Source organism: Microbacterium plantarum (assembly GCF_035231185.1).
Lineage (GTDB): Bacteria > Actinomycetota > Actinomycetes > Actinomycetales > Microbacteriaceae > Microbacterium > Microbacterium plantarum.
Genome location: NZ_CP141117.1, coordinates 831,458 through 858,105, shown reverse-complemented (window position 1 = coordinate 858,105; position 26,648 = coordinate 831,458). Strand labels below are relative to the sequence as shown.

At 69.5% G+C, this 26,648-nt stretch carries 25 protein-coding genes and 1 tRNA gene; 13 read left to right on the top strand and 13 right to left on the bottom strand.

The features are described 5' to 3' along the window. The first annotated feature begins 196 nt into the window (after window positions 1-196). Window positions 197-901: a DUF3105 domain-containing protein gene (locus VC184_RS04065; protein ID WP_112613535.1), complete on the top strand. Its 705-nt coding sequence runs from the start codon at window positions 197-199 to the stop codon at window positions 899-901. Next, window positions 898-1,593, top strand: coding sequence for a DUF305 domain-containing protein (locus tag VC184_RS04060; protein WP_323987344.1), 696 nt, complete (start codon window positions 898-900; stop codon window positions 1,591-1,593). Before VC184_RS04065 ends, VC184_RS04060 begins: the two co-directional genes overlap by 4 nt. 36 nt (window positions 1,594-1,629) lie before the next feature. Here the strand turns inward: VC184_RS04060 and VC184_RS04055 are convergent, their stop codons facing one another. From VC184_RS04055 to VC184_RS04045, 3 genes are all read right to left on the bottom strand, one after another. Beyond that, window positions 1,630-2,601, bottom strand: coding sequence for a carbohydrate ABC transporter permease (locus VC184_RS04055; protein ID WP_112613533.1), 972 nt, complete (start codon window positions 2,599-2,601; stop codon window positions 1,630-1,632). Continuing rightward, window positions 2,601-3,938: a carbohydrate ABC transporter permease gene (locus VC184_RS04050; protein WP_323987342.1), complete on the bottom strand. Its 1,338-nt coding sequence runs from the start codon at window positions 3,936-3,938 to the stop codon at window positions 2,601-2,603. The genes VC184_RS04055 and VC184_RS04050 overlap by 1 nt, the downstream gene beginning before the upstream one ends. A gap of 110 nt (window positions 3,939-4,048) precedes the next feature. Beyond that, on the bottom strand, window positions 4,049-5,371 hold the full coding sequence (locus VC184_RS04045) for an ABC transporter substrate-binding protein (protein ID WP_181574107.1): 1,323 nt from the start codon (window positions 5,369-5,371) through the stop codon (window positions 4,049-4,051). Window positions 5,372-5,640: 269 nt separating this feature from the next. Here VC184_RS04045 and VC184_RS04040 point away from each other — a divergent pair, with 269 nt between their 5' ends. Next, entirely contained in the window at window positions 5,641-6,690 is a 1,050-nt protein-coding gene (locus VC184_RS04040) for a LacI family DNA-binding transcriptional regulator (protein ID WP_323987340.1), read from the top strand. A gap of 74 nt (window positions 6,691-6,764) precedes the next feature. On the opposite strand, the gene rplL is transcribed toward VC184_RS04040, so the two are convergent. Together rplL and rplJ are read right to left on the bottom strand one after the other, a co-directional pair. Beyond that, on the bottom strand, window positions 6,765-7,148 hold the full coding sequence (rplL, locus tag VC184_RS04035) for a 50S ribosomal protein L7/L12 (protein WP_023952029.1): 384 nt from the start codon (window positions 7,146-7,148) through the stop codon (window positions 6,765-6,767). A 48-nt stretch (window positions 7,149-7,196) separates the two neighbouring features. Beyond that, window positions 7,197-7,685, bottom strand: coding sequence for a 50S ribosomal protein L10 (rplJ, locus tag VC184_RS04030; RefSeq protein ID WP_112613525.1), 489 nt, complete (start codon window positions 7,683-7,685; stop codon window positions 7,197-7,199). 439 nt (window positions 7,686-8,124) lie between these two features. On the opposite strand from rplJ, the gene VC184_RS04025 reads away from it, so the two are divergent. Both VC184_RS04025 and VC184_RS04020 read left to right on the top strand, forming a co-directional pair. Continuing rightward, complete coding sequence (locus VC184_RS04025) at window positions 8,125-9,099, top strand: hypothetical protein (protein ID WP_323987339.1); 975 nt, start codon at window positions 8,125-8,127, stop codon at window positions 9,097-9,099. 161 nt (window positions 9,100-9,260) lie between these two features. Further along, a complete protein-coding gene (locus VC184_RS04020) occupies window positions 9,261-9,920 on the top strand; it encodes a YqaJ viral recombinase family protein (protein WP_112616890.1) in 660 nt (219 codons plus the stop codon). 26 nt (window positions 9,921-9,946) lie between these two features. Here VC184_RS04020 and VC184_RS04015 read toward each other — a convergent pair whose 3' ends face one another. Then, window positions 9,947-10,459, bottom strand: coding sequence for a 2'-5' RNA ligase family protein (locus VC184_RS04015; RefSeq protein WP_269267439.1), 513 nt, complete (start codon window positions 10,457-10,459; stop codon window positions 9,947-9,949). Window positions 10,460-10,647: 188 nt separating this feature from the next. Between VC184_RS04015 and VC184_RS04010 the strand changes: the two genes are divergently transcribed. The 3 genes from VC184_RS04010 to VC184_RS04000 all read left to right on the top strand — a co-directional run bounded on the left by VC184_RS04010 (window position 10,648) and on the right by VC184_RS04000 (window position 14,054). Next, on the top strand, window positions 10,648-12,354 hold the full coding sequence (locus VC184_RS04010; RefSeq protein ID WP_274177449.1) for an MDR family MFS transporter: 1,707 nt from the start codon (window positions 10,648-10,650) through the stop codon (window positions 12,352-12,354). A 10-nt stretch (window positions 12,355-12,364) separates the two neighbouring features. Next, window positions 12,365-12,883 carry a MarR family winged helix-turn-helix transcriptional regulator gene (locus tag VC184_RS04005; RefSeq protein WP_112616995.1) on the top strand — a complete coding sequence of 173 codons (519 nt, stop codon included), beginning with the start codon at window positions 12,365-12,367 and terminating at the stop codon, window positions 12,881-12,883. A 142-nt stretch (window positions 12,884-13,025) separates the two neighbouring features. Further along, window positions 13,026-14,054 carry an NADP-dependent oxidoreductase gene (locus VC184_RS04000; protein WP_274177448.1) on the top strand — a complete coding sequence of 343 codons (1,029 nt, stop codon included), beginning with the start codon at window positions 13,026-13,028 and terminating at the stop codon, window positions 14,052-14,054. A gap of 115 nt (window positions 14,055-14,169) precedes the next feature. Here VC184_RS04000 and VC184_RS03995 read toward each other — a convergent pair whose 3' ends face one another. Beyond that, window positions 14,170-15,069, bottom strand: a complete 900-nt coding sequence (locus VC184_RS03995; RefSeq protein WP_274177447.1) for a LysR family transcriptional regulator ArgP — start codon at window positions 15,067-15,069, stop codon at window positions 14,170-14,172. 71 nt (window positions 15,070-15,140) lie between these two features. On the opposite strand from VC184_RS03995, the gene VC184_RS03990 reads away from it, so the two are divergent. Together VC184_RS03990 and VC184_RS03985 are read left to right on the top strand one after the other, a co-directional pair. Further along, on the top strand, window positions 15,141-15,758 hold the full coding sequence (locus VC184_RS03990) for a LysE/ArgO family amino acid transporter (RefSeq protein ID WP_274177446.1): 618 nt from the start codon (window positions 15,141-15,143) through the stop codon (window positions 15,756-15,758). A gap of 14 nt (window positions 15,759-15,772) precedes the next feature. Further along, entirely contained in the window at window positions 15,773-16,048 is a 276-nt protein-coding gene (locus VC184_RS03985; protein ID WP_114588097.1) for an acylphosphatase, read from the top strand. 37 nt (window positions 16,049-16,085) lie between these two features. On the opposite strand, the gene VC184_RS03980 is transcribed toward VC184_RS03985, so the two are convergent. The 6 genes from VC184_RS03980 to VC184_RS03955 all read right to left on the bottom strand — a co-directional run bounded on the left by VC184_RS03980 (window position 16,086) and on the right by VC184_RS03955 (window position 20,077). Beyond that, window positions 16,086-17,129: an NAD(P)H-dependent flavin oxidoreductase gene (locus VC184_RS03980; protein WP_274177445.1), complete on the bottom strand. Its 1,044-nt coding sequence runs from the start codon at window positions 17,127-17,129 to the stop codon at window positions 16,086-16,088. A gap of 86 nt (window positions 17,130-17,215) precedes the next feature. Then, window positions 17,216-17,905 (bottom strand): 50S ribosomal protein L1, encoded by a 690-nt coding sequence (gene rplA, locus VC184_RS03975; protein ID WP_112616874.1) that lies wholly within the window; start codon window positions 17,903-17,905, stop codon window positions 17,216-17,218. Between the two features lie 13 nt (window positions 17,906-17,918). Continuing rightward, window positions 17,919-18,350, bottom strand: coding sequence for a 50S ribosomal protein L11 (gene rplK, locus VC184_RS03970; RefSeq protein WP_023952050.1), 432 nt, complete (start codon window positions 18,348-18,350; stop codon window positions 17,919-17,921). A 216-nt stretch (window positions 18,351-18,566) separates the two neighbouring features. Next, a complete protein-coding gene (gene nusG / locus VC184_RS03965; protein ID WP_181574192.1) occupies window positions 18,567-19,628 on the bottom strand; it encodes a transcription termination/antitermination protein NusG in 1,062 nt (353 codons plus the stop codon). Between the two features lie 74 nt (window positions 19,629-19,702). Next, complete coding sequence (gene secE / locus VC184_RS03960; RefSeq protein WP_114588099.1) at window positions 19,703-19,960, bottom strand: preprotein translocase subunit SecE; 258 nt, start codon at window positions 19,958-19,960, stop codon at window positions 19,703-19,705. Between the two features lie 44 nt (window positions 19,961-20,004). Next, window positions 20,005-20,077: transfer RNA gene (locus VC184_RS03955), tRNA-Trp, on the bottom strand. Between the two features lie 245 nt (window positions 20,078-20,322). On the opposite strand from VC184_RS03955, the gene VC184_RS03950 reads away from it, so the two are divergent. The 3 genes from VC184_RS03950 to VC184_RS03940 all read left to right on the top strand — a co-directional run bounded on the left by VC184_RS03950 (window position 20,323) and on the right by VC184_RS03940 (window position 26,563). Further along, a complete protein-coding gene (locus tag VC184_RS03950) occupies window positions 20,323-21,741 on the top strand; it encodes an HNH endonuclease signature motif containing protein (protein ID WP_323987336.1) in 1,419 nt (472 codons plus the stop codon). 148 nt (window positions 21,742-21,889) lie between these two features. Next, window positions 21,890-23,740, top strand: a complete 1,851-nt coding sequence (locus tag VC184_RS03945) for an HSP90 family protein (RefSeq protein WP_323987335.1) — start codon at window positions 21,890-21,892, stop codon at window positions 23,738-23,740. A gap of 36 nt (window positions 23,741-23,776) precedes the next feature. Then, window positions 23,777-26,563, top strand: a complete 2,787-nt coding sequence (locus VC184_RS03940) for a tetratricopeptide repeat protein (protein ID WP_323987333.1) — start codon at window positions 23,777-23,779, stop codon at window positions 26,561-26,563. Window positions 26,564-26,648: the final 85 nt, after the last annotated feature.

The following is a 26,648-nucleotide window of genomic DNA, read 5'->3' as shown; positions in this document are numbered from 1 at the left end:
AGGAATGATGGGGAGGAGTTTCGGGCACGTCTTCTTCGTTTCGTGGCAGCAGCGTTTTTGAGCGACCTTCTATCGTAACCCGCCGCCGCTCCGCGTCGTTCGCGCCTCTCAGCCGATTCACCATTCACGCGCATAGGCTGGCTCCGCGCCGCGCGCGCTCCGACACTCCCCTTGCCCCCGAACCGAGGTCACAGCAATGACTCCGTCCGCCGACAAGCGAACGAGCGGCAATCCTGCCGCCCAGGCCCAGATCAACCTCACCGTCAAGCAGCAGCGCGAGCAGCAGAAGCAGGCCAAGCTCGCCGAGTACCAGAAGCAGCTGGCGAAGCGACGTCGCAGCAAGCTGACGTGGTGGGTCGTCGGCTCGACCGCCGCGGTCGCCGTGGTGGGCCTCATCGCCGCGTCGGTCATCCTCGCGCCTCGGCCCGTCACGTACGAGGCCGGCAACAGCACGGGTCGCGAGATCCCCGGGGTCGAGACGTTCCAGAACATCACGACGCACGTGGAGGGCACCGTCGAGTACCCGCAGAACCCGCCGGCCGGTGGCGAGCACAACCCGTACTGGCTCAACTGCGGCGTCTACACCGAGCCGCAGGCGAACGAGAACGCGGTCCACTCGATGGAGCACGGCGCCGTCTGGATCACGTACGACCCGGCCCAGGTATCGGATGCCGACATCGAGACCCTCGAGGGCTACATGCCGAGCACGTACGCGCTGCTGACGCCGTACCCCGACATGGACACCCCCATCGCCGTGAGCGCCTGGAACGCGCAGCTGAAGGTCGACTCGGCCGACGACGAGCGCATCCGCGACTTCTTCACCGAGTACTGGCGCAGCCAGAACGTCCCCGAGCCGAACGCGATCTGCTCGGGCGCGATCGACGGCCCCGGCAAGGCGTGACGGACGAGGTCACGGCGGAGACGGGCGCGCAGATCCCCGTCCCGTCATCCACCGGCCTGCGCTGGTGGGCGGTGCTCCTCATCGTCCTCGCGGTCGCGGGCTCGGCATTCGCGGTAGGACGTTTCTCCGCCTTCGGCACCTCCCCGTCGGTTCCCGGCGGCTCCTCCCCCGAGGCCGGGTTCGCCCGTGACATGCAGGTGCACCACACGCAGGCGATCGAGATGGCGATGACGATCTATCGCAAGACCGAGGATGAGGGCATCCGCACGCTTGCGTTCGATATCGCCACCGCACAGGCGGGCCAGCGCGGCGAGTTCTACGACTGGCTCGTCCAGTGGGGGCTGCCGCAGGCATCCACCGCGCCCCTCATGCAGTGGATGGTCGGGCACCCCGCTCACAACCACGGGACTCAGGCGCAGCAGCCGAGCGACGAAGAGCTCCGCGCCGAGATGGGCATGGCCACGCCCGCTCAGCTGGCGCAGCTGGATGCCGAGACCGGGGTCGCCGCCGACTGCACGTTCCTCGGCCTCATGATCCGGCACCACGAGGGCGCGATCCCCATGGCGCAGGCTCTCGTCGACCTCGGCAGCGACCCGCGGGCCGTCCAGGTCGCCGGCGGCGTCATCGAGACGCAGAGCGCCGAGATCGACCTGATGCGCTCGATCCAGCAAAGACTGGGGTGCGAGGGCTGACAGCCCCCGCACCCCAGCGGCATCCGATCCTGCCGATCAGCCCTTCGTCGCACCTGCCAGCAGGCCGCGCACGAAGAAGCGCTGCAGGGCGAAGAACACGATCAGCGGCACGATGATCGAGATGAAGGTTCCCGCCGACTGCAGGAACCAGCGGTTGCCCCACGTGCCCGACAGCGAGTTGAGCGCCTGCGTGATCGGCAGCGCGCCCGGCGACGCGAAGATCGTCGCGACCAGCAGGTCGTTCCACACCCACAGGAACTGGAAGATCGCGAACGATGCGATGGCCGGGGCTGCCAGCGGGACGATGATGCGGAAGAAGACCTGCCCGTGGCCGGCGCCGTCGACCCGCGCCGCCTCGATGATCTCGCCCGGGATCTCGGCGATGAAGTTGTGCAGCATGAAAGTCGCCAGCGGCAGGGCGAAGATCGCGTGGGCGATCCAGACGCGGGCGAAGCTGTACTGCACCTCGTTCAGGCCGAAGCCGGGGAAGATGGGCACGTCGTTGATCGTCAGGCCCTCCGAGAAGAGGCTGAGCAGCGGAACCAGGGCCATCTGCAGGGGCACGATCTGCAGTGCGAAGACGAACACGAACAGCGCACTGCGGCCCTTGAAGTCGATCCAGGCGAACGCGTAGGCGGCGAGGGCTGCCATCACGATGGGGAACACCGTCGCGGGGATGGTGATCGCGAGCGAGTTGATGAACGCCGACGCGAGCGTCGTGGACGTCCCGCCCGACGTCAGCGCCTCGGCGTAGTTGTCGAGGGTGAACTCGGGATTGGTGAAGACGGTCCACCAGCCGGTGGACTGGGTGTCGGCACCGGGTCGGAACGACGTCACGAACAGGCCGAACGTCGGGATCGTCCAGAAGACGGCGATGATGACGGCCGCGATGGTCGCGCCCTTCGACGTCAGCTTCTTGTGGGCGATCGCCTCGTTGCGGCGGGTGTCGCGCGCCACTTGGCGCTTGGTGCGGGTGTCGACGGGCGCGGCCGGGGCTGCAACGGTCATCAGCGGATCTCCCTCTGCTTGGCCATCGATCGGGCGTTGTAGATGATCAGCGGCAGGACGAACAGGAACAGCACGACGGCGAGCGCGGACGAGTGCCCGTAGCTCTGGAATCGCTGCTGCTGGTTGACCATCTCGAAGCCGAGCACGGTCGTCTCATCGCGACCGCCGGTCATGACCGCCACGATGTCGTACACCTTGAGCGACGCGATCGTGATGGTCGTGAGGACCACGATGAGCGACGACCGGATGCCGGGCACCGTGACGTTGCGGAACCGCTGCCAGGCATTGGTCCCGTCCAGCTGCGCCGCCTCGAGCTGCTCGGTCGGCACCGCCTTGATCGCGGCCGACAGAATCACCATGGCGAATCCGGTCTGGGTCCAGATGAACACCACCAGGAGCATGAGGGTGTTGATGACCGGCTTGATGGCGAGCCACTGGATCGGATCGCCGCCGAATGCCGTGACGATCGCGTTGAGCAGGCCGACCTGCTCCCCCTGGCGGGCGTCGTACATGAACTTCCAAATGATGCCGGCGCCGACGAACGAGATCGCGACGGGCATGAACACCAGGACCTTCAGGACCTTCTCGCCGCGGGCACGATCGATGAACACCGCGTACGCCAGGCCGATGGCGACGGAGATCGTGGGAGCGAGGAGCGCCCACAGGATCGTGTTGACGACCGAGGCCGTGCCCGTCGGGTTCGTGAACACCCAGAAGTAGTTCTCCAGGCCCACGAACTGCTCGCCCGACTTGTCGTAGAACGACTTGAAGATCGTGGCGATCGCGGGGTAGATCAGTCCGAGCGCCAGCATGATGCTGGCCGGGGCCATGAAGAGGATGAGCTGGAACAGATAGCCCGCGCCCTGACGCGACCGGAAGTCCGCGAAGAAGAGCAGCGCACCGACGAGCAGCGCGATCGCGACGACGTAGAGGACGGCGTTGGCGTAGGGCCGCAGCAGCAGGAAGGCGAGCACCGGGATGACCAGGCACGCGACGAGCCGCATGATGAAGTAGCCGCGACCCGGGCGGGGCGCGTACTCGATGAGCACCAGGATGATGCCCACGACGAGCCCGAACACGGCCAGGATGACGGGGATCTGGATGAGCGGGTTCATCGCGCCCAACCAGAGGAAGAAGCTGTTGAGCGAGAACCCGATCGTGATGCGCGACGATTCCTCGCTCGATCCGGTGAAGTTCAGCAGCAGGAGGATGGCGACGATCAGGGCGAATCCGGCGGCGACGATGATCCGAGTGATCGACCGCCCCTTCGGATCGGTGGCGTGCGTGGTGGTGGGAGGTTCGGTGTCGACGGGTCTGTCGACGGTCGTCTGCGACATGTGGATCCCCTTCTGAGTACAGCGGCGTACCCGGGCGGTACGGACGGGAGGAGCGGGGCCGGGCTTGTGCAGCCCGACCCCGCTCGGCTCAACCGATCGTCAGGCGACGATCAGTTCTCGTAACCGGCCTGGATGTCGGACAGGACCGTCTCGGTGTCCTTACCGTCGATCCAGTCGACCATGCCCTTCCAGAACGAGCCCGAGCCCACCGTGGACGGCATCAGGTCGGATGCGTCGAAACGGAAGACCGTGGTCTCGTCCTGCAGCGTCGTCATGGCTTCCTGGAGGAACTCGCTCGAGGCGAGCGAGGGGTCGGCGTTCTTGTTCGCCGAGATCACGCCGCCGAGCTTGACGCGCGCGTCAGCGAACTCGGGCGAGGCCATGAACTCGAGAACCTTCTGCGTCGACTCGTCGTCCGAGAACGCGGCGACGAACTCGCCGCCGCCCTCGACCTGGAGCTCGCCTTCGGTGTACCCCGGCGTCAGGAACGCGTAGACGTCACCGTCGGGAGCGACCTCGGGGGTCGCGCCGTCGGCGGTCTGCACGTCGAGGAAGTTCGCCGACAGGAACGAGGCCTGGTGCGTGAGGGCGCAGTCACCGCTGGCGACAGCCGCGGCCACGTCGCCGAACGCGGTCGAGTTGATGCTCTTGACGTCGCCGTAGCCCGCGTTGACGTACTCGGGGTTGAGCAGGATCTCGCCCACCGCGTCGAACGCGGACTTGATCTGCGGGTCGGTGAACTTCACGTCACCGGCCACCCACTGGTCGTACACGTCGGGGCCGGCCTGGCGCAGGACGAGGTCCTCCACCCAGTCGGTGCCCGGCCAGCCCGAGGCGGCGTCGGAGGCGAAGCCGGCGCACCACGCGGGACCGCCGGTCGTCTGCACGATCTTGTCGGTGAGAGCGATCATCTCGTCCCACGTCTTGGGAATCTCGACACCCCACTCGGCGAACTGCTTCGGGGAGTACCAGACGTAACCCTTCAGGTTCGCGAGCATGGGTGCCGCGTAGAAGGTGTCGTCGAACGTGCCGTACTGCTTCCAGTCGGGCGACCAGTTCTCGTCGACCGCGCTCTCGACCGCCTCAGTCGCGGGCAGCACCTTGCCGGTCTCGACGAGCGTCTTCAGCAGGCCGGGCTGCGGGACGATCGCGATGTCGGGGGCGTCGCCACCGGTCACCTTGGTGACGATGTTGCCCTCGAACGACTTGTCGCCGGTGTACTCCACCTTGATACCGGTGTCCTCGGTGAACTGCGCGAACGACTCGTTGAGTGCGTCAGCCTCACCACCGGTGATGCCGCCCGAGATGCGGACGGTCGTCTTCGCGTCGCCGCCGCCCTCGCCGCCGCCTTCGGCGCACCCAGCCAGCACCAGTGCTGCCGCGCCCATGAGGGCGACGGGGGCAAGAAGACGGTATCGCTGTGACAATGCCATGTACTTCTCCTCTATCGGGATCATCGTTCACCCAGAGGAGCCTTGTCCGCATCCATTGGGGAACCGATTCCAGGACAACCTACTGTCCTGCGGAGTCCGGCACAACCAGCGGAATATCACGGATTGACAACCATCCCATGTGGTAATAAGCGAGGCCGTGGGAGCGCTCACACTTGAGACGCCTGGAACCGGTTCCCGGTCGCGGTCGAAACCGCTACGCTCTGGTGGGAGTCCCCCGGCAGGTCTCCCCGAACGGACGAGGAGGTCCCATGAGCACCATCGCCGACGTGGCCACCCGTGCAGGGGTGTCGAAAGCGACGGCGAGCCGCGCCCTCACCGGACGCGGGTACGTGTCCGACGAGACCCGCAGGCGCGTCGCTGCCGCAGCACAGGAGCTGTCGTATGTCGCGCACTCGTCGGCGATGAGCCTCGCGACCGGTCGCACGCAGACCGTCGGCGTCGTCATGCCCCACGTCAGCCGATGGTTCTTCGGAGAGGTTCTCGAGGGCATTCAGGCGGCTCTCCTGGAGCACGGCCTCGACCTGACCCTGTACGACGCTCGCCCGGGGACGGAGACGCGGCGCCGGGTGTTCGAGGACTTCCTGGCCCGTCGGCGCTTCGACGGTGTCATCGCGGTGGGCCTCGAACCTGCCGAGAGCGAGCTGGACGCACTGCTGGCGCTGGGAAAGCCAGTCGTCAGCGTCATCGGCACCGAGGGCGACACCAGCCTCGTCACGCTCGACGACGCGCACGCCACCGCTCTCGCGACCGCGCACCTCGTCGAGCTGGGGCATCGCCGCATCGCGTTCCTCGGTGGCACCGACTCCACGCACTGGCCTCACGTCGAGTCAGAGCGATACGCCGGCTACGAGTCGGAGATGCGTCGCGCCGGTCTCGCCGACGAGATCTCGCGGGTGCCGGCCGAGCTCTCGATGCCAGCCGGGTACGCTGCCGCGGTCGACCTGCTGAGCGACCCCGCCGCCCGACCCACGGGCATCGTTGCGGCCTGTGACGACGTCGCGATCGGAGCGATCATCGCCGCCCGCCGCCTCGGCATCCTCGTCCCGTCGTCGCTGAGCGTCGTCGGCATCGACGATCACGTCAATGCCGAGATGTTCGCCCTGACGACGTTGCGACAGGTCCCCCACGAGCAGGGCCGGGCCGCCGTCGAGCTGCTCCTGCGCCACATCGAGGACCCCGAGGCCGACACCGTGACGATGCGGATCAAGCCGCGCATGGTGGTCCGGGGGACGACAGCGGGAGCACCCGGACACAGCTCCGTCGCCGTCCGCGACTCGACCCTCTCCCGCCGGGACTGAGTCCGGCGCAGACGACGACGGCCCCGGATGCAGCATCCGGGGCCGTCGTGCTGCTCTCGAGTGAGAGCGGGGAATTACTTGAGGGTGACCGTCGCGCCGGCCTCTTCGAGAGCGGCCTTCGCCTTCTCGGCGGTCTCCTTGTTCGCGCCCTCGAGGACGGCCTTGGGAGCACCGTCGACGACAGCCTTGGCCTCGCCGAGGCCCAGCGAGGTGAGCTCGCGGACCGTCTTGATGACCTGGATCTTCTTGTCGCCGGCAGCCTCGAGGATGACGTCGAACGAGTCCTTCTCCTCCTCGGCCTCAGCGGCACCAGCGCCACCAGCGGCGCCGGCAACGGCGACGGGGGCAGCAGCGGTGACGTCGAACTTCTCCTCGAACGCCTTCACGAACTCGCTGAGCTCGACGAGGGTCAGGCCGGCGAACTGCTCGAGCAGCTCCTCGGTGGAAAGCTTCGCCATGATGTATCTCCTAGATAGATGGGGTTGGTGTAAGAGCTCGCCTGTCGCTCACGCGGCGTCGGCGGTCTCCAGCTTTTCGCGAAGCGCGTCGATGGTGGCGGCAGCCTTGCCCATCGTCGCCTTCATCATGCCCGCGGCCTTGGCCAGCAGAACCTCGCGGCTCTCGAGCGAGGCGTACTTGTTGACCTCGTCGGCGGTGAGGGCGTTGCCCTCGAAGATGCCGCCCTTGATGACGAGGAGCGGGTTGGCCTTGGCGAAGTCACGCAGAGCCTTGGCGGTGGCGACGAAGTCGCCGTGCACGAACGCCACGGCCGAGGGACCCTTGAGGTCCTCGTCGAGCGCCGTGATCCCCGCGTTGTTCGCGGCGATCTTGGTCAGCGTGTTCTTCACCACGGCGTAGTTCGCGTCCTGACGGATGCTGTTGCGCAGCTGCTTGAGCTGGGCCACCGTCAGACCGCGGTACTCGGTCAGCAGAACGGCAGTCGAGTCCTCGAATGACTTCGTGAGCTCGGCGACCGATGCGTCCTTCTGCACCATGGTCACTCCTTGATGTGTGCCTGACGCCCCGCGGTGGCGGAGCGCCGGCCTCGACCAGCCCCGGACATGACAAAAGCTCCGGCGCAGAGGCACGGAGCTCGGTTCCCGAAGGAGAAGTTCAGTGTCACCTGCGCGGGCCCCTGCAGTGCAGAGCTTCGATCACGAGTGCGCTCACGCGCACACCGATGACCAGCGGTCTTTGGCTTACCCCCACCATACCCCCACACCCCCCATCCCCCAAATCCCCCCACCCCCGCGCCGAGCGCACGGCATCCCGCCCACTGCACGGCACCGCTACGCAGCGTGCCCGTGCACTCGGCGCGAGCTCGTTCGCTCGGCGCCGGCCGCGAGTTCTGCACATGTGGGGGTGGGGTGGGGGTGTCCACACATGGGTGGGGGGATGGGGTGGGGTGCGGGGGTGGGGGTGAGCATGGGCGGGATGCGCAGACGACGAGGACCGGATGAGGTGCGGGCATTGCTCCACCGCCGACGCGACCTGCTCGTGGCGGGTGAGAGCGAACGCTCGATCGACCGCTCGGTGCGGGACGGCATCCGGGTGCACGTGCGACGCGGCTGGTACGTCGACCGCGCCGCGTTCGATGAGCTCTACGCCGAGGACGCGCATCTGCTCCATGTGATGGCGGTCGCGCACGAGGTCCGGGGGCACGCGGTCGTCTCGCACGAGTCCGCCGGGGTCCTGCACGGCCTCGATCTCTATCGCCTCCGGCCGACCCGCGTCCACCTCACGACGGCCCCGGGCGCCCGGGTCTCCAGCGGCCCCGATGCATTCCGCCACTGCGCGCCTCTCGATGCGCATGACGTCGTCGAGGTGAACGGCATCCGCTGCACCTCCCTGGCGCGGACGGTCTTCGACGTCACGCGCACCATGACTCCCGAGGCGGAGCTCGTCATGGCCGACCGCGCGGAACGGATCTGGTGCGACCGCACGGGCCGCTCCCCCGACGACTGGCGGATGGCGATGTCCGCTCGGATCGCCGAGGCGGGCGCGGCGCGAGGGATCAGGCGGGCTCGATGGGTGGCGGGCTTCGCCGACGGCCGGGCCGAGTCGACCCTGGAAAGCGTGAGCCGGTTCCGGTTGCACCAACTCGGCTTCCGGTCGGTTCGGCTACAGGTGCCGATCGCTGGCCCGCGCGGTGCGGGCTGGTACCGCGTCGACTTCGGCCTCGACGACGCCGATGCCTGGGGCGAATGCGACGGCGTCGGCAAGTACCTCGACCCGGAGCTCCGCTCAGCCCGCTCGGCAGAGAGGACGGTCCTCGACGAGAAGCGCCGCGAAGACTGGATCCGGGGTACGACCGGGCGCCGCCTCGTGCGCTGGGAACCTCGTCACGTCACCTCCCCGTCAACCCTCGCCGCCCACCTCAGGGCATTCAACATCCACCCTCCCCGTTGAGCGCACGGCTTGCCGCCGAATGACCGCGACATCTACGCACCGATGCCGTGCAATCGATGGGATGCCGTGCACTCGACGCCTACGCGTGAGGTGGGGTGGGGCGGGGGCACGCCGAGGGGCAAGGGCAGGGAGGGAGGGCGGGCGGGGTTAGGGTCGAAGGCGTGTCACCCGAACTCGCTGCTCGCATCGTCGCGGACTCGCGCGACCGCGTGGCGTGGATCCGGGCTCGCTCGCGGGGCATCACGGCGACGGACGTCGCGGCGCTGACGAGCCCGAAGGCGATTGCGCGCGCCGCCGACGCCAAGCTCATGGGCTCGGGGTTCTCCGGCAACGCGTACACCGACCACGGTCGCCGCCGCGAGCCGGAGATCGCCGCCTGGGTCGCTGCGACGCACGGCATCCAGCCATCGTCCGCGCTCTTCCACGCCGTGGTCGAGAAGCGACACCTCGCCACGCCCGACGGCGTGATGGTGGATGCCGACGGCCGTGTCACCCTCGCCGAGATCAAGACCACGAACAAGAGCTGGCGCTCGATCCCCCGCACCTATCTGCGTCAGGTGTGGTGGCAGCAACACGTCCTCGGCGCCGAGCGCACCCTCGTGGTGTGGGAGCAGCACGACGACTTCGTCCCCATCGACGACGAGCCGCGCTGCGCGTGGGTCGACCGCGACGAGCGCGAGATCCGATCACTCGTGAATCTCGCGACCGATCTCATCGACGAGCTGTACCGCCGCACGATGCAGCGGCGCGCGGCGGAAGCGCCGCGGATCGTCGCATCGCGCCCGCGCGAACCCTTTCGAGCCCTCGCCCTCAGCGACTGACCGGCCTCTCGTCACGGGCGGGGCGATCACGCCAGCGGCGTGACCACCTTGGCCTCGGCATCCCAGAGGCGCAGTCCGGTCAGTTCACCCTCAAGGGTCGGCGCCCCGACGATGCCGAGCGCGCGTCCGATCTGCTCCGCCGTCATCCGGCGCGCCAGGGTGATGTGCGGTGTCCATCGGTCTGCCGCGGTGACGGCGTAGCGCACCGGCGGCGGTCCGATGAGGTCGACGATGCGGGCGTGAAACCTCAGCAGCGCGGCCGTCATGACGAGGGGCCGGGCCAGGACGAACCTCTCCCCCGCAGCGAACACCACCGCGCCACCGAGCCGGCACTCCACCGGCAGGGCGTCACCGAGACGCGCCAGTTCGCGCCCAGCATCCGTCGACAGGTCGTCGCGCACCGCGAGAGTCACGTGGGGGCGGTTCGATTCCGAGGGATGCCGCCCCGCGCTGGGCAGGTCGGCTTCGATGAGCCGCTGCCAATCGGCCCGCACGGCCACCTCGATGCGGGTATCGGGAAGCGCCTCCACACTGAACACGTCCCCATCCTCGTCGCAGCGAAGCGCGCGCGGGAATAGTTGACGTAACTCAACGATTGAACATATAGTTGACCGATCTCAACGGTTGACTTTCGTCAACCAGTTACGCCGCCCCGCGGCTACCGAAGTACCGTCCGCCGACGATCCGCGCCAACGCAGCCGCGTCCGTCCGAATCCCAGGAGGACTCATGTCCGCTTCCGCATCCACTCAACCCGAGGGGAAGAACATGTCGCGCCGCGGCGTGCTCGAGGCCCTTTCGGGCCTTCTGCTCGGCATGTTCGTGTCGATGCTCGCCTCGACCGTCGTCTCGACCTCGCTGCCGGTCATCATCCACGATCTCGAGGGCACCCAGGCCGCCTTCACGTGGGTCGTCACGGCGACTCTGCTGACGACCGCGATCTCGACCCCGATCTGGGGAAAGCTCGCCGACCTCACCAACCGCAAGGTGCTGTACCAGCTCGCGATCGTCATCTTCGTGCTGGCGACCGCGGCTGCCGGCTTCTCGCAGTCCCCCGAGATGCTGATCGCGTTCCGCGCGGTGCAGGGCATCGGCGCCGGTGGCCTCGCCGCCCTCAGCCAGGTGCTGATGGCCGACATCATCAGCCCGCGCGAGCGCGGCCGCTACATGGGCCTGTTCGGCGCCGTCATGGCCGTCGCCACGATCGGCGGCCCGCTGCTCGGCGGCGTCATCACCGATGCCTGGGGCTGGCGCTGGAACTTCTTCGTCGCCCTCCCCGTCGCCGTCGCCGCCCTGCTGATCGTGCAGCGCACGCTCCACATCCCCGCGCACCCGCGCAAGGAGACGCGCATCGACTACCTCGGCATCGTGCTGCTGTCGGCATCCGTCTCCCTGCTGCTGATCTGGGTGACGCTCGCGGGCGACTCGTTCGAGTGGATGAGCGTCGAGACCCTCCTGATGGTCGGTGGCGCCGTCATCGGCGCGGTGCTCTTCGTGATCACCGAGCTCAAGGTGCGCGAGCCGCTCGTGCCCCTCACGCTCTTCCGCAACCTGACCTTCACCCTCTCGGTGATCGCCTCGATCGCGACGGGCATCGCCATGTTCGGCGCCTCGGTGTTCCTCAGCCAGTACATGCAGCTCGCCCGTGGAGCCACCCCCACCGAGGCCGGCCTCATGACCATCCCGATGATCGGCGGACTGCTCGTCGCCTCGATCGGCGTGGGCGCGCTGATCACGCGGACCGGCCGCTGGAAGCCGTTCCTCATCGTCGGCGCACTGCTGCTGATCGGCGGAGCGAGCCTGCTCTCCACGATCCACTACGACACCGACTTCACGCTCGTCTCGATCTACATGGCGATGCTGGGCGCGGGCATCGGCATGACGATGCAGAACCTCGTGCTCGTCGTGCAGAACACCTCTCGCCCCACCGAGATCGGCGTCGCGAGCTCGGGCGTGACGTTCTTCCGGAGCCTCGGCGGCACGATCGGCGTCTCCGTCATGGGGGCGGCGCTCGCCTCGCAGGTCACCACGCTCGTCAGCGATCGGAAGGACGACATCCAGGCCGCACTGGTGTCGCTCGGCGACCAGGCCCCGACCTGGGCCGCACAGCTGCAGTCGGGCACGCTCCCCCAGGTCTCGGCGATGCCCGAGGCGCTGCGGATCGTCTTCGAGGACATCTACGCCACCGGCATCTCGCACTCGTTCCTCATCGCCGTGCCGTTCGCGGTCCTGAGCCTGATCGCGATCGTGTTCCTGCCGAACAAGCCGCTGACGACGATGACCACCACCGAGCGTCTGCAGGCCGGCGAGGCCGACCTGGCCACCGTGTCGGTTCCGGAAGGCATGAACGCCCTCACCGCGACCGGCGCCGTCCACACGGATGCCGCAGACTCCGACGCCCCGGTCGACGCGGAGACGCGCCGCTCGGCTCGATAGGGTGATCGGGATGACCGCGCGAGAGTCCGCCGAGTCCCGGGGGTGCACCACCCCCGGGACTCCCGGCCCGTGGGGATCGGTCTTCGACGACGAGCGCACCGCGGCCGTCCGAGCGCTCGAGCTCGAGTTCGGTGAGCTGTTCACGCACGTCCGGCGGCTGTTCGCCGAGAACGCCGACCGGCTGAGCCCGGGAATGCTCCCGGGCGCGTACAAGGTGTTCACGACGATCGCGCGCCGTGGCGAGATCACGCTCTCCGCCCTCGCCGAGACGCTCCACTCCGACAAGGGCCAGATCAGCCGCACGGTCCGCGAGCTCGAGGAGCTCCAGCTCGTGCAGCGCACGCCCGACCCCGCCGACGGCCGCTCGAGCCTGCTCTCGGCCACCCCCGACGGCATCCGCCGGCTCGACGCCGTCCGCGCGCCGCGCGAGAACTCGCTGCTGACCGCGCTCGAGTCGTGGCACGTCGACGACATCCGCGAGCTCACCCGGCTGCTCCACGCCCTGTCGTCATCCGAGACGCCCGACTGAACGCCCTCGCTCCCGCTTCCGGCGACGCCGAGCTTCTCCCTCCGGTGACCGCGGCGTAACACGGTCGAGACAATCTCACGATTGACTGAGATCGACCGAGCATCATCGCCGCCGACGCCGCGGTGTGAGGAAGGAGCGACGGATGAGATTCCGGCCGCTGCGCACAGCAACCGCCTCCCAGCCGACGACGCCGGCCGAGGCGACGCCCGAGACGATGCGAGCGGTCGTGTTCGATGAACCCGGCGCGCCCGAGGTTCTCCGCGTGACCGATGTCCCGGTGCCCTCTCCCGCCCTGAGCGAAGTGCTCGTGCGAGTGGTGGCCGCCGGTGTGAACCCCATCGACACCAAGACGCGGCTGGGACGCGGTGTGGCAGGACTCATCGATCGCTGGCCGAGCACCCTCGGCTTCGACTTCAGCGGCGTGGTCATCGCGAGCCCCTACGAGACCCACGAGCTGCAGCCCGGCACCGAGGTGTTCGGCATGCTACCGTTCCCCCGCTCGGGTGGCAGCTACGCGGAGTACGCCGTCGTGCCCTCGTTGTCCGTCGCCCGAAAGCCCGCGAGCCTGTCGCATGTGGAGGCGGCGGGGGTTCCCCTCGCCGCGCTCACCGCTTGGGGGCTGGTGGTCGAGACCGCCCACGCGCACGAGGGACAGCGAATGCTGATCCACGCCGGATCGGGCGGGGTCGGTCACTTCGCTGTGCAGCTCGCCGCGTACTTCGGCGCACAGGTGACCGCCACCGGCTCGGACCGCAACCTGCCCTGGCTGCGCGAGCTCGGCGCTTCGGTCGCGATCGACTACGCGACGACGCGCTTCGAGGACGTCGTCGGCGAGATGGATGTCGTCATCGACCTCGTGGGCAACGTGCACGACGACACCGGTTCCCGCTCGCTCGGGGTGCTGCGTCCGGGCGGTCTGTACGTCATGGTCCCGACCGGCGGATGGCCGGGGTACGCCGAGGCTGCCGCAGCGGCGGGCGTACGCGCGACCGGGTACAAGGTGATCCCCGACGGCAGCGTGCTGGCCACCCTCGGCCGCCTGCTCGACTCGGGCGCCATCCAGGTCTTCGTCGACAGCGTCCACGACCTCGCCGATGTCGCCGCCGCTCACATCGAGGTCGAGCGGGGTCACTCCCGCGGAAAGGTCGTCCTCACGGTCGCGGAGTCCTGAGTCCCTCCCCGCCCGGCGGAGCGGCTTCGCCGAGCACGCACCGTCCAGCCCACCACATACCGTCACAGCGACACTCTCGCGCCGAGGGTGCACTCTCGGCGAGCCGAGCTCGGGATCAGGCGGCGGGCTCGAGCACGCGCCGGGCTTCTGCGACGATCTCCTCGGCGACCGCGTCGAGGAGCGGCGAAGCGAGGTTCCACTGCTGCCAGTACAGCGGCACGACGATGTCGTCTCCCCCGAGCCGCACCAGCTCGCCCCGTTCCACGTGCACGCGTGACTGCAGTGTCGGCAGGAGCGCCCACCCGAGGCCGAGCAGCACGGCGGTCGCGAAGTCCTGGGATGCCGGGACGCGGTGCCGCGGCGGTGCGTCGGCAGCCACACCCGCGCCGCGCAGCCACCGGGTCTGCAGCTCGTCGCGGCGGTCGAAGTCCACGACCGGCGCCGACGCGAGTCCGGCGCGATCGGGTCCTGCGCCCACGCCCGCGCCCTCCGCGAACCATCGCCTCGCAAAGGCGGGCGTTGCGACCGCCTCGTACCGCAACGCGCCGAGCGCCGACACCCGGCATCCCGCCACCGGAACCCGCCGAGAGGTCACCGCGCCCATGACCGTTCCGCTCTCGAGCAGGCCGGCGGTGAAGTCCTGATCGTCGCGATGCAGGTCGAACACGACATCCCGTGCGGACGCGACCCGGGCGAGCGGCGGCAGGAACCACGTCGCGAGCGAGTCGGCGTTGACCGCGAGCGGAACGCTCGTGGCCTCTTCGTCGGCCCCCTCGAACGCGTCGCGCTCGAGCAGGGCGAGCTGGCGGGCGTAGCGCACGAAGCGGTGCGCCGCCTCGGTCGCGCGCGCAGGCTTCGACCGCACGAGCAGAACCTGGCCGGCGACGCGCTCCAGAGCCCGCACCCGCTGGCTCACGGCGGATGGCGTGATGTGCAGACGACGCGCGGCGGCATCCAGGCTCCCCTCGTCGAGGATCACCGCGAGGGTCTCGACCAGCTCGACCGGAACGCGCATCTTCAGCTGTGCTTCATCGACTGCAGATCCATGAACTGGACTGTACCGACCTGCGACCCTAGCGTCGACTCGTGCTCTCCGCTTCCCTCTCGGGCCTCGGCCTCGGCCTGTCGCTCATCGTCGCCATCGGCGCGCAGAACCTGTTCGTGCTGCGGCAGGGCATCCGGCGGGAATACGTTCTACTCGTCGCGACCATCTGCGCCGTATCCGACGCCGTGCTGATCGTCGCGGGGGTGACCGGCCTCGGCCTCGTGGTGGCGGGCCTGCCGTGGCTGGTGCCCGTCGTGCGGTGGGCCGGCGCGGCGTTCCTCCTCGCCTACGGCCTCCTCGCTGCTCGTCGTGCCTGGCGCCCCAGCGGGCAAGCTCTCGACGCGCGGGCGGCGACCGAGCGCCCCGCGCCGGCCCGCCGCGCCGCCGTCGCGCTCACGTGCCTCGCGCTGACCTGGCTGAACCCCCACGTCTACCTCGACACCGTCTTCCTCCTCGGGAGCATCGCCGCGACCCACGGCGACGACCGCGTCTGGTTCGCTGTCGGCGCTGTGACGGCGAGCGTCGTCTGGTTCTTCGCGCTCGCGTTCGGAGCGCGCCTCCTCGGGCGCGTGCTCGCGACTCCGGGCGCGTGGCGCGTGCTCGACGGGCTCGTCGCCCTGGTCATGATCCTCCTCGCCGTGAGCCTCGTCTGGCCGTGAGGCAGGATGAGGGGATGCGAAGCGTTCACGTGGTCGTCGAGGGCCGTGTCCAGGGCGTCGGATATCGCTACAGCCTGCTGCTCGAAGCTGATAGGCGCGGCGTCGCCGGCTGGGTGCGCAACCGTAGCGACGGCACCGTCGAGGCTGCCCTGGAAGGCACGGATGACGCTGTCGACGCGGTGCTCGCCTGGATGGCGGAGGGCCCTCCCGGGGCGCGGGTCGACGCGGCGCGGGTCACCGACGCGGCGCGCATCGGCTCGATGGGCTTCGAGGTTCGCGACACCCAGTGACCGAAGCCGCGGCACCGCGCCGGCGCCGCGACCGGCCTCACGACGCCGGCAGACCGGCGGCGAGCTCGCGCAGCACGTCTCCCGCGTCGTCTCGCGTGGCGAGGCCTGCGGCCTGGCCCGCCCACAGCGACGAGAGCTCCGGGTCACCCCCGGCGGCGGCGCGGAAGACTCCCGTGAGCCAGTTCTGCGCCGGGAATGGCGCGATCACCCCCGCGGACTCGATGTGGCGGACGGCGCGATTCGGGATGCCGCGCGCGAGGCGCCCGCTCATCGCACGCGTGAGCACCGTCGACGTGTCCTGCGCCCCGGCGATCGCGGCGCGATGGCCCTCGGATGCGGCCGATTGCCGCGTCCGGAGGAAGGCGGTCCCGACCTGCACCCCCGAGGCCCCCAAGGCGAACGCTGCGGCGACGCCGCGCCGGTCGGCAACGCCGCCCGCGGCGACCACCGGCACGGACACGGCGTCGACGACCTGCGGCACGAGAGCGAAGGTCCCCACGAGGGAATCCTCCGGCGCCCCGAGGAACGAAACGCGGTGACCCGCGGCCTCGGCGCCGCTCGCGACGATGACGTCGACGCCGCCGGCCTCGAGCGCCCGTGCCTCGGCGACCGTCGTGGCGGTCCCCATCACGCGGATGCCCAGCCGATGCGCGTCTTCCACGACCGCCGACGCGGGCACGCCGAACACCACGCTCAGGACCGCGGGTCGTGCCTCCCAGATCGCAGCGAGCTGCTCCTCGAGCGGCGGCAGGAAGCGCTCCGGCAGCTCGGGTACGGCCGCGCCCGCGACTGCGTAGAGCGGCCGCAGCGCGTCGCGCGACGGCGCGGCATCCACTCCGTGCGGCGTGACCTCGTCGCCGAGCGGCAGCCACAGGTTGAGAGCGAACGGGCGAGCCGTGCGCTCTCGGATCGACGCGACGGTCTCGCGGATCCGCGTGCCGTCGTACCCGTAGAGCCCGAACGACCCGAGTCCACCTCCCTCACTGACCGCGGCCGTCAGCGCCGCGGACGACAGACCCCCGAAGGGTCCGAGCACGATGGGCAGATCGATTCCGAGGACATCGGTGAGAGAATGCCGCATGAGCCGACGCTAGCGCGATCCGGGCGAGCCCGGAACGACGAACGGGGCCTCACCCGAAGGTGAGACCCCGTTCATGCGAATCGCGATCAGACGAGCGCGTTGACGTCCAGCGGGATGCCGGGGCCGAACGTGGTCGACACGGCGCCCTTCTGGATGTAACGGCCCTTGGCGCTCGAGGGCTTCAGACGGACGATCTCCTCGACCGCCGCGTTGAAGTTCTCTTCGAGCTGCTCGGCCGAGAACGACGCCTTGCCGACGACGAAGTGCACGTTGGCGTGCTTGTCGACACGGAACTCGATCTTTCCGCCCTTGATCTCCTCGACGGCCTTGGCCGGGTTGGGGGTCACGGTGCCGGTCTTCGGGTTGGGCATGAGGCCTCGGGGACCGAGGACCTTGCCCAGGCGGCCGACCTGGCCCATGAGCTCGGGCGTCGAGACGGCCGAGTCGAAAGCGGTCCAGCCGCCGGCGACCTTCTCGATGAGCTCGGCGCCACCGACCTCGTCAGCGCCGGCGGCGATGGCGGCCTCAGCGGCCGGGCCCGTCGCGAAGACGATGACGCGAGCGGTCTTGCCCGTGCCGTGGGGCAGGATGACCGTGCCACGGACCATCTGGTCCGCCTTGCGCGGGTCGACAGCGAGCTTCAGCGCGACCTCGACGGTCGAGTCGAACTTCTTCGAACCGGTGTCCTTCGCCAGAGCGACGGCCTCGGTGGAGCTGTAGAACTTGTCGCGGTCGATCTTCGCCGCGGCTGCTTCGTAAACCTTGGACTTAGCCATTGTGTTCTCCCCCTCAGCTCTCGACCGTGATGCCCATGGAGCGGGCGGTGCCGGCGATGATCAGCGAGGCGGCCTCGATGTCATTGGCGTTCAGGTCGGGCATCTTGGCCTCGGCGATCTCGCGGACCTGGTCCTTCGTGAGCTTCGCGACCTTGGTCGTGTGAGGCGTGGCCGAACCCTTGGCGACTCCGGCGGCCTTCTTGATGAGCTCCGCGGCGGGCGGGGTCTTCAGGATGAACGTGAAGCTGCGGTCCTCGTAGACGGTGATCTCCACGGGGATGACGTTGCCGCGCTGCGACTCGGTCGCGGCGTTGTACGCCTTGCAGAACTCCATGATGTTGACGCCATGCTGACCGAGCGCGGGGCCGATCGGCGGCGCCGGGTTGGCTGCTCCGGCGTTGATCTGAAGCTTGATCAGGCCGGTCACCTTCTTCTTCGGTGCCATTCGTTTTCCTTTCGTCGAGCGGATGCCGGCGGCATCCCTCTCCCGCACGCCCGGCATCTCCGAGCGGCGGTTGTGTCATGCAGGCGCACAAGGGCCCGCAAACTCCCCAAGCTTACCGCATCCTCGGCTTCGAGGATGCTGGCAAGGGCGGCGCCGGGACGACGAAGCGCCCCGGCCGCCGGGTGGCGGAGGGGCGCTCGTCGACGTGATGTCGCGTTACTGCTTGGTGACCTGGTCGAACGAGAGCTCGACGGGCGTCTCGCGCTCGAAGAGCGACACGAGCACCGTGAGCTTGCCGCTCTCGGGCTTGATCTCGCTGATCGAGCCGGGAAGGCCGGCGAACGAGCCCTCCTTGATCGTGATGGTCTCGCCGATCTCGAAGTCGACCTCGGTGACGACGCTGCGCGTGGGGGCGGCGACGCCCTTGGCCGCGCCGGCCTTGGCGGGAGCCGCTTCCTTGACCTCGACGAGCGACTTCAGCATGTTGAACGCCTCGTCGAAGCGCAGCGGCGTGGGGTTGTGGGCGTTGCCCACGAAGCCCGTGACACCGGGGGTGTGGCGGACGACCGACCAGGTGTCTTCGGTGAGCTCCATGCGGACGAGCACGTAGCCGGGGATCCGGACGCGCGTGACCATCTTGCGCTGACCGTTCTTGATCTCGACGACGTCCTCCATCGGGACCTCGACCTGGTAGATGTCTTCCTCGACCTCGAGCGTCGACTTGCGCTGCTCGATGTTGGCCTTCACCTTGCGCTCGAACCCGGCGTAGGAGTGAATGACGTACCACTTGCCCGGCAGCATGCGCAGCTCGGTACGGAACGCCTCGTACGGGTCTTCGTCGTCGCCGACGGAGATCTCGATGCCGGCGGCGGCCTCGAACTCGGAGAGGTAGTCGACGGCCTCCTCGGAGACCTCGACGTCGGGCTCGGGACCGTCGTAGGGCTCGACCTCGTCGGCCGCCTCAGCGGCCTGCTCGGCGATCTCCTCCTCGAGGGAGTCGGTCAGGACCTCCGCGGCGGCTTCGGCCTCGGCGGTCTCGTCGATCTCGAGCGCGTCGTTCACGACGGCGTCGGCCTCGGGGTCGTCGATCTCCACACCGTCGAGGTCGGTGTCGTCCTGCTCGGCCTCATCGTCCACGACGTGGACAGCGGCGTGCTCGGCGGCGTCGGAGGCGCGCTCCTGGCCTGCCAGCACGTTGCCCTCCTGGGCTTCGTCGTCCTCGCTGGACTGCTCGGCGGCCGTGGCCCAATCGACGTCGTCGGGGATGCGTTCTGACACTGCGTTCTCTTCCATCGGTTGTCGGGATGCCTGGCTGGCAGGCATTCGCGGGTCGTGCGGGCTGGGCCCGTCGATCAGCCCGGGACGCCGAAGACGACGGTCGTGATCCAGACGAACAGGACGTCGAGGCCGTAGACGAGCGCCATCATGACGACGACGAATCCGAGGACCACTGCCGTGAACTTCACGAGCTCCTGGCGGGTCGGGGTGACGACCTTGCGGAGTTCGGCGAACACCTGGCGGATGAAGATGATGATCCGCGCGAAGATGTTGGGCTTCTTCTCGCGGGGCGCGCCACCTGCGGCGACGACTTCGCCACCCTCTTGGACCATCGAACCCACCTGATACCTTCCGTGTGCCGGCTGACGCCGACGCGCAGGGCGGACAGGAATCGAACCTGCAACCTGCGGTTTTGGAGACCGCTGCTCTGCCAATTGAGCTACCGCCCTAGAGATCCTTCGGACCCCGGGGTCTACGCCCGCATTCCTCCACGGCCGTCGAGTCTTCGACGCTTGGGCATGGCGAAAGAATGCAGATTTCGACTGCTCCTCTCAGTGTACGTCATGACCGCCGGGGTCGCGAACGTCGGCGCGATTTCGGCACGGGCTCCTCCCCTGGCGCGACGTGGGACGAGTTGCCCACAGGGGCACGTACGTTCGACGGGAATGTCTGAGGCTGGTGCCAGGATGGGAACATGACAGCGAACCGTGGTAGCGGGCTCGGGGGTGACGGCGCCGCGGATGCGTCGCCGCACGCCGAGGCGTTCTCCGTGTTCGCTGAGGCGCTCGACCTGTTCCATGCGGCCGATGTTTCGCGGGTTCGGGCGTTGGCGGAGCTGGGCCGGTCGGCGATGCGTGAGGCGCGGCGTGACGGCGTGCGGGGGATGGCGTCGGACATGGAGTTGCGGTCGGTCGCGGCCGAAGCCGCGGGGATGGCGCGGCTGACGGACCGCAGGTTGCAGGGTGAGATCGACCACGCGATGACGGTCATCGACGACTACCCCGCCGTGTTCGAGGCGTGGGTTCAGCGGCGGATCGAACGCGGCCACGTCGATGTGGTCGTGCGGGTCGGCGCCGGGGTGCCGCACGAGGTGCGGTCGGCGTATGCGGAAGCGGCGGTCGGGGTGTGTGAGCGGGATGTGCCTTCCCGGGTGCGCGGGACGCTGGAGGCTCTTGCGGCGAAGTTGCACCCGCAGACCTTCACCGAGCGGCACAAGACTGCGGCGGCGGAGCGGTGCGTGCGGGTGTTCCACGGCACGGACGGGATGTCGAACCTCGTCGCCAACCTCCCGACCGTCATCGCCGCGGGGATGCTCGACCGGCTCACGCAGATGGGGCAGTCGGTGAAGGACGCCCGGGTCACGACTGGTCCGGAGGGCGGGTCGGATGCCGCGGGGTCGGGCGAGCCGGCGGATGCTGGTGGGGCGGATGCCGCCGACTTGGCCGCGGACCCCGATACGCGGACGATGGATCAGCTGCGGGCCGACATCCTCGGGGACCTCGTCCTCGGCGGGGCACCCGTCGTCGACCCCACGTACGGGACCGACCGGGCCGGTGGGCTCGGCGCCATCCGGGCACGCGTGCAAGTCGCCGTCACCGCCGAAACCCTGATGGGGCGCGACGAGAACCCCGCCGAAGCCGTGGGCGCGGGGCTTGTCGATGCCGACACGGTCCGCCAGCTCGCCGGGCAGGTGTCCGAATGGGACCGACTCTTCATCGACCCCGTCACCCGCACACCGGTCGAGATCGACACCTACCGGCCCACGGCCTCGATGAAGAAGCTCTTAATGGCGCGGGATCAGCACTGCCGGTTCCCCGGATGCCGCCGGGCCGCGATCCGCTGCGAACTCGACCACACCATCGATTACGCCCTGAGTGGGCATACCCACATCTTCAATCTCGCCCATCTGTGCCAGCGACACCACTCCATGAAGCAATTCACCAAGTGGGAAGTCCGACAGCTCGGCGGCGGGGTTCTCGAATGGACCTCGCCCCTCGGCCGGGTCTACCGCGAAGACGTTCCCATACCGGCCGTCTGCTTCACCATCGACATCACGGATCCGCCACCGCACGCCGCATCCAGCGGACCGCCCGACGAGCCGCCACCCTTCTGAACCGGTCCGGTTGCCATGAGCCGGCGGTCGATAATTGCGCGTCGATTCTGGACGCGAATCAGAAATGCGCCTTTACCGGGAACTGTTACGCTCTGCTGTCGCACCGAGGACGCCATCGGTGGTGCTTACCCGAAACGAAATCAGGCGGATGAATACCGGACGATCACAGCAGTTCCAGGTCGACCTTCGCGGCATCGTCGACCTCCTGAGTCGACACATCTACTCGGGTCCTCGCGTCTTCCTGCGAGAGCTGATGCAGAACGCCTGCGACGCGATCACCGCTCGGGCAGAGTTCGAAGCGAGCACATCCCCCGCCGGGATGCCGCGCCAGTCGAGCGGCATCCGCATCACCCCGCTCAGCGACCGCAGCGACGAGTTCATCGTGCGCGACGACGGCATCGGACTCACCGCCTCGGAGGTCACGGACCTCCTCGCAACCGTCGGCCGCAGCTCGAAGCGCGACATCTTCGACCTCCCCAGGAGCGACTTCCTGGGGCAGTTCGGCATCGGACTGCTGTCGTGCTTCATGGTGGCCGAGACGATCGTCATCCGATCGCGGAGCGCGCGCGGGGGCGACGCCGTCGAATGGCAGGGCAACGCCGACGGCACGTTCACGGTGCGGACGATTCCCGATGACCTCCCGGTCGGCACGAGCGTGCACCTGCGGCCGCGCCCCGGCCAGCGCGATCTCCTCAGCACGCCCGCGACGGTCGAGCTGGCCGAGACGTTCGGCGAGTTCCTCCCCATCCCGGTGCGCGTCGACCTTCCCGGCGGCGGCGAGCAGCTGACGACCCGCACGCCTCCCTTCCGTGCCGCCACGACCGGCATCGACGAGGCGGCGCGCTGGGCCTACGGGCGCGATCTGCTCGGCCAGGACCCGTTCGACGCGATCCCGCTGCACGTCCCGGGAACCGATACCGTCGGAACCGCGTACGTCCTCCCCTACGCTCCCCCGCCCGGGGCCCGCCAGGCCACCCGCGTCTACCTCGGCCGGATGCTGCTGAACGAGAACGCCGACGACATCCTGCCCGACTGGGCCTTCTTCGTCCGCGCCGTGATCGACTCCACGGCCCTCAGCCCGACCGCGAGCCGCGAAGCGCTGGTCGAGGACGAGGCCCTCGAGCACACCCGCCAGGAACTCGGAGCCGCGATCCGGCGCTGGGTGCTCGACCTCGGCCTGACCGAACCGCACCGTCTCGCGCAGTTCGTCGCGGTTCACGAAGTCGCTCTCAAGTCGCTCGTGCGTCATGACGACGAGCTCGCCGCCTTCATCGTGCGATGGCTGAGTGTCGAGACCACGCACGGCCGGATGCGGGTCGGCGACCTGATCGGCCGCTTCCCCCACCTTCGATACGTCGAGACGGTCGACGAGTACCGCCAGATCGCCGGCATCGCCGACCCGCGGCAGCCGCTCGTCAACGGCGGATATCTGTTCGACGCCGAACTGGTGCGCCTGCTCCCGCTCGTGTTCGACGGCGTCACGGTCGAGCACGTCGACCTCGCTGAGGAACTCGACCGGCTCGATCCGCCCCCGCTCGACGACCGCGCCCGCGTCCTCGCACTGGAGGAGCGCGCGAGCTCCGCCCTGTCTGCTGTCAGCTGCACCGTCGCGGTGCGTTCTCTCGACGCCGCCGAGATCCCGGCGGTCTACCTCGCAGGCGCCGAAGCGCTGCGCGCGATCGACCGTGGCCGCGCCCGATCAGTGGGCAGCCCGCTGTGGGGAAGCGTCATGGACCGCATCGACGCGACCGCCGAGAAGCTGCGCCCGGCGTCGCCCGAGAGCGCGTCCGGGGGCGTTCGGCTGTGCCTGAACTGGCAGAACTCGGTCGTGCGCTCGCTCCTGGACATCCCCGACGACCTCGCCTTCGCACGCACGGTCCACCTCCTCTACGTCCAGGCGCTCCTCGCCGCGCAGCGCCCCCTCAGCGGCGACGACCGCGCGCTCATGATGGGCGCGCTCCATGCGCTCGTCGAACTCTCCGCGCGCCCTGCGTCCTGACCGCATCCCGCGCCTCGGCCCCCACGAAAGGACAGCATGACCAGCGACCGCATCCTCGAACTGTTCGAGCAGATCGACCGCACCCCGGTCGGCATCGAAGAGCGAGCCCTCATCAACGAGGCCATCGCCCTCGCCGTCGAGGCGGGCGACGAGCCCCTGGAGTACCGGGCCCGGATGCGGCTGACCTCGTCCGCCTGCATGAGCGGCGACACCGAGGCGATGCTGACCTCCTTCGCGTGGTGCCTCGGCAAGCATGACGACGACCCCGAGCGCTTCCCCGCCGACCTCGGCGACGAGACCGCCGACCTCATGTGGCAGTTCAAGTGGATGGCCGACAGCCTGGCCGCATCCCCGGCGTTCGACCGCGAACAGATCTCCGCCGTGCTCGACGACATGGAGAACCATTACCGCGCCGCCGGGCTCGGTCAGAGCGGCGTCCTCATGGCCCGCTTCGAGAACGCGTGGATGGCCGGCCGCCTCGACGAGGCCGAACAGCTGCGCACCAAGCTCGAGACGACGCCCCGCGACAGCCACAGCCACTGCGAGGCCTGCGTCCGCAGCGTCGTCGCCGGCTACCTCATCGACACCGACCGCGAGGACGAGGCGATCCGCCTCGTCGAAGAGCTCGTCGAGGGCGACTTCTCGTGCGGCGAAGAGCCGGAGCACGCGCTCGCACGGTCGCTCGTTCCGTACCTGCACGCGGGTGAATACGACAAAGCCCGCCTCGCCCACCTGCGCAGCTACCGGCTCGCGAAGGACAACGCGGACAACCTCGCCATCGTCGCCGACAACATCGTGTTCTGCGCCATCACCGGCAACGAGGCACGGGCACTCTCGCTCGTCGAACGCCACCTCGACTGGCTCGCGCACGACGCGCTCGGCGTCGACGGCCATCTCTCCGCCCTCACCGCCTTCGCGATCGCCCTGGAAGCCGTCAGCGCCGCGGGCCACGCCGACACCATCGTGCGCGGCGCCGACTCCGACCGGCTCCGCGCATTCTTCGGCGACCACGACGGCCCGTGGCGTGCCGCCGAGCTGGCCGCGGTGATGCGTTCGGAGGCCGAGCGGATCGCCGGCGAGTTCGATCGCCGCGACGGCACCGACGGTCACCGCCGACGCCTCGACCGGGCCTGGGCCGTCGGGCAGGAGCGCTATTCGCTCCCCCTCAGCGCCGAGCCCCTGCTCCCCCGGGTCGCCCCCGTGGCCGCACGGTCGGCCGAAGAGCTCGTCCAGCGGGCTATCGACCTCGGCGACTACGGAGCCTCGGAAGCGCTGGCTGCGGCGGATGCCGCACTCCCCGGCGCGACCCTCGAGCAGCGCGCCAAGCTCCACTCGGCGCGCATCGCCGCTCTTGTCGCGCGCGACGACCTCGAGGGCGCCCAGGCGGCTCTGCAGGACCGTCTCGACGCCCTCCGCGCCGCCGGCCGCGACGCGGAGGCCCAGGTCGAAGAGCGCGCCGGGCTCGCGCTCTTCGGACGCGGCACCCCCGACGACCTCGAGACGCTTCGCGCGGTCCTCGCCGACGGCGAGAGCCTGCCGCCGCGCCTGCACGCGATCGTGGAGGTCGTACTCGGCATGGCTGTCGCCGAGAGCGACCCGGAGACGGCCCGCGAGCTCTTCAACGACGCGCGCGACCGCGAGGCCGCGCTCGGCGACGACGACCTGCGCCGCATCGTCGCGCTCGCGCGTGCGTCATTCCAGGGCGCCATCGGCGCGTTCGACGAGTGCGACGCGACGATCGCCGCCGCGCTCGAGAGCCCCGCAGTCGGCGCCGGCGCACGAGCCCGGCTGCTCGGGCTGCGCGCTCGCATGCGCGGTGGCCAGGAGCGGTTCCTCGACGGCGTGACCGACGCCGACGAGCTCTGCCGCATCCTCGTCGAGCTCGACGCGCGCAGCGTCCTCGCCGGGGCATACGTGCTCGCGGCCGCCCTGAACGAGGACGCCGGCGCTCCCGGCGAGGCGGTCGCGCGCTACCGGTTCGCCGAGCGCGCCGCGACCGAGAACGGCGACTCCGTGACCGCGGTGCAGTACCGCCTCGCGCGGGCACTGCTCGCATCCGGCTCTGCCGACGAGGCCGCCGAGCTGCTGGTGAACGTCTACTCCGACGAGACCGACCGCGAGGAGCCCGCGGCGTCTCGCGCCCAGACGCTCATGCTGCTGGCCCGCGCCTTCGAAGACGCCGGCGAACCCGGCCGCGCGGTCGGCGCCTGGGATTTCGCCGCCGAGCTGTTCGACGAGGGAGAGGCCCCGGTGGGTCGCGCCAACGCCCTCCTGTCGCACGGTCGCCTGCTGCACCGGTTCGGAGAGTTCGACGACGCCCTCGCCTCGCTCGAGACGGCGGTCGCGATCGCGCGCACGGAGCCCGACCAGGTCGGCCTGCTCGCCGAAGCGCGGCACTCGGAGGGCCAGGTCCGCGCCGCCCGCGGCGAGCAGGAGGCGCTGACAGCCCTCGACGAGGCCCGCGAGATCGCGTCCGGTCTCGGTGCCCCGTGGCTCGCCGCCGACATCACCGACTCCCGAGCCCGCGCGCTCGCGATGCTCGGGCAGGCGGACGAGGCGGTCGCCACCGCTCTGCAGGCCGCCGACGGCTTCGCCGAGGTCGGCGACGCGGGCTCTGCCGGCGCGTCCGAGCTCTTCGCCGCACGCGTCCTCACGCAGCACGAGCGCGCGGCCGACGCGGTGCCGCTCTATCGGTCCGTCATGGAGCGTGCCGCGGAGATCCCGCCGCTGCTCCAGGTGGCTGCGGGCGAGCTCGGCGACGTCTACGAGGCTCTCGGCCGCCCTGCCGAGGCCGCGGAGGTCCGCTCTCTGCTCGACGCCTGAGCCCGGTCACCCCACGACCCCGATCACCCACGACGAAGGGCGCGCCGATCCGCTCGGCGCGCCCTTCGTGCTGCTCCGTGGGCTC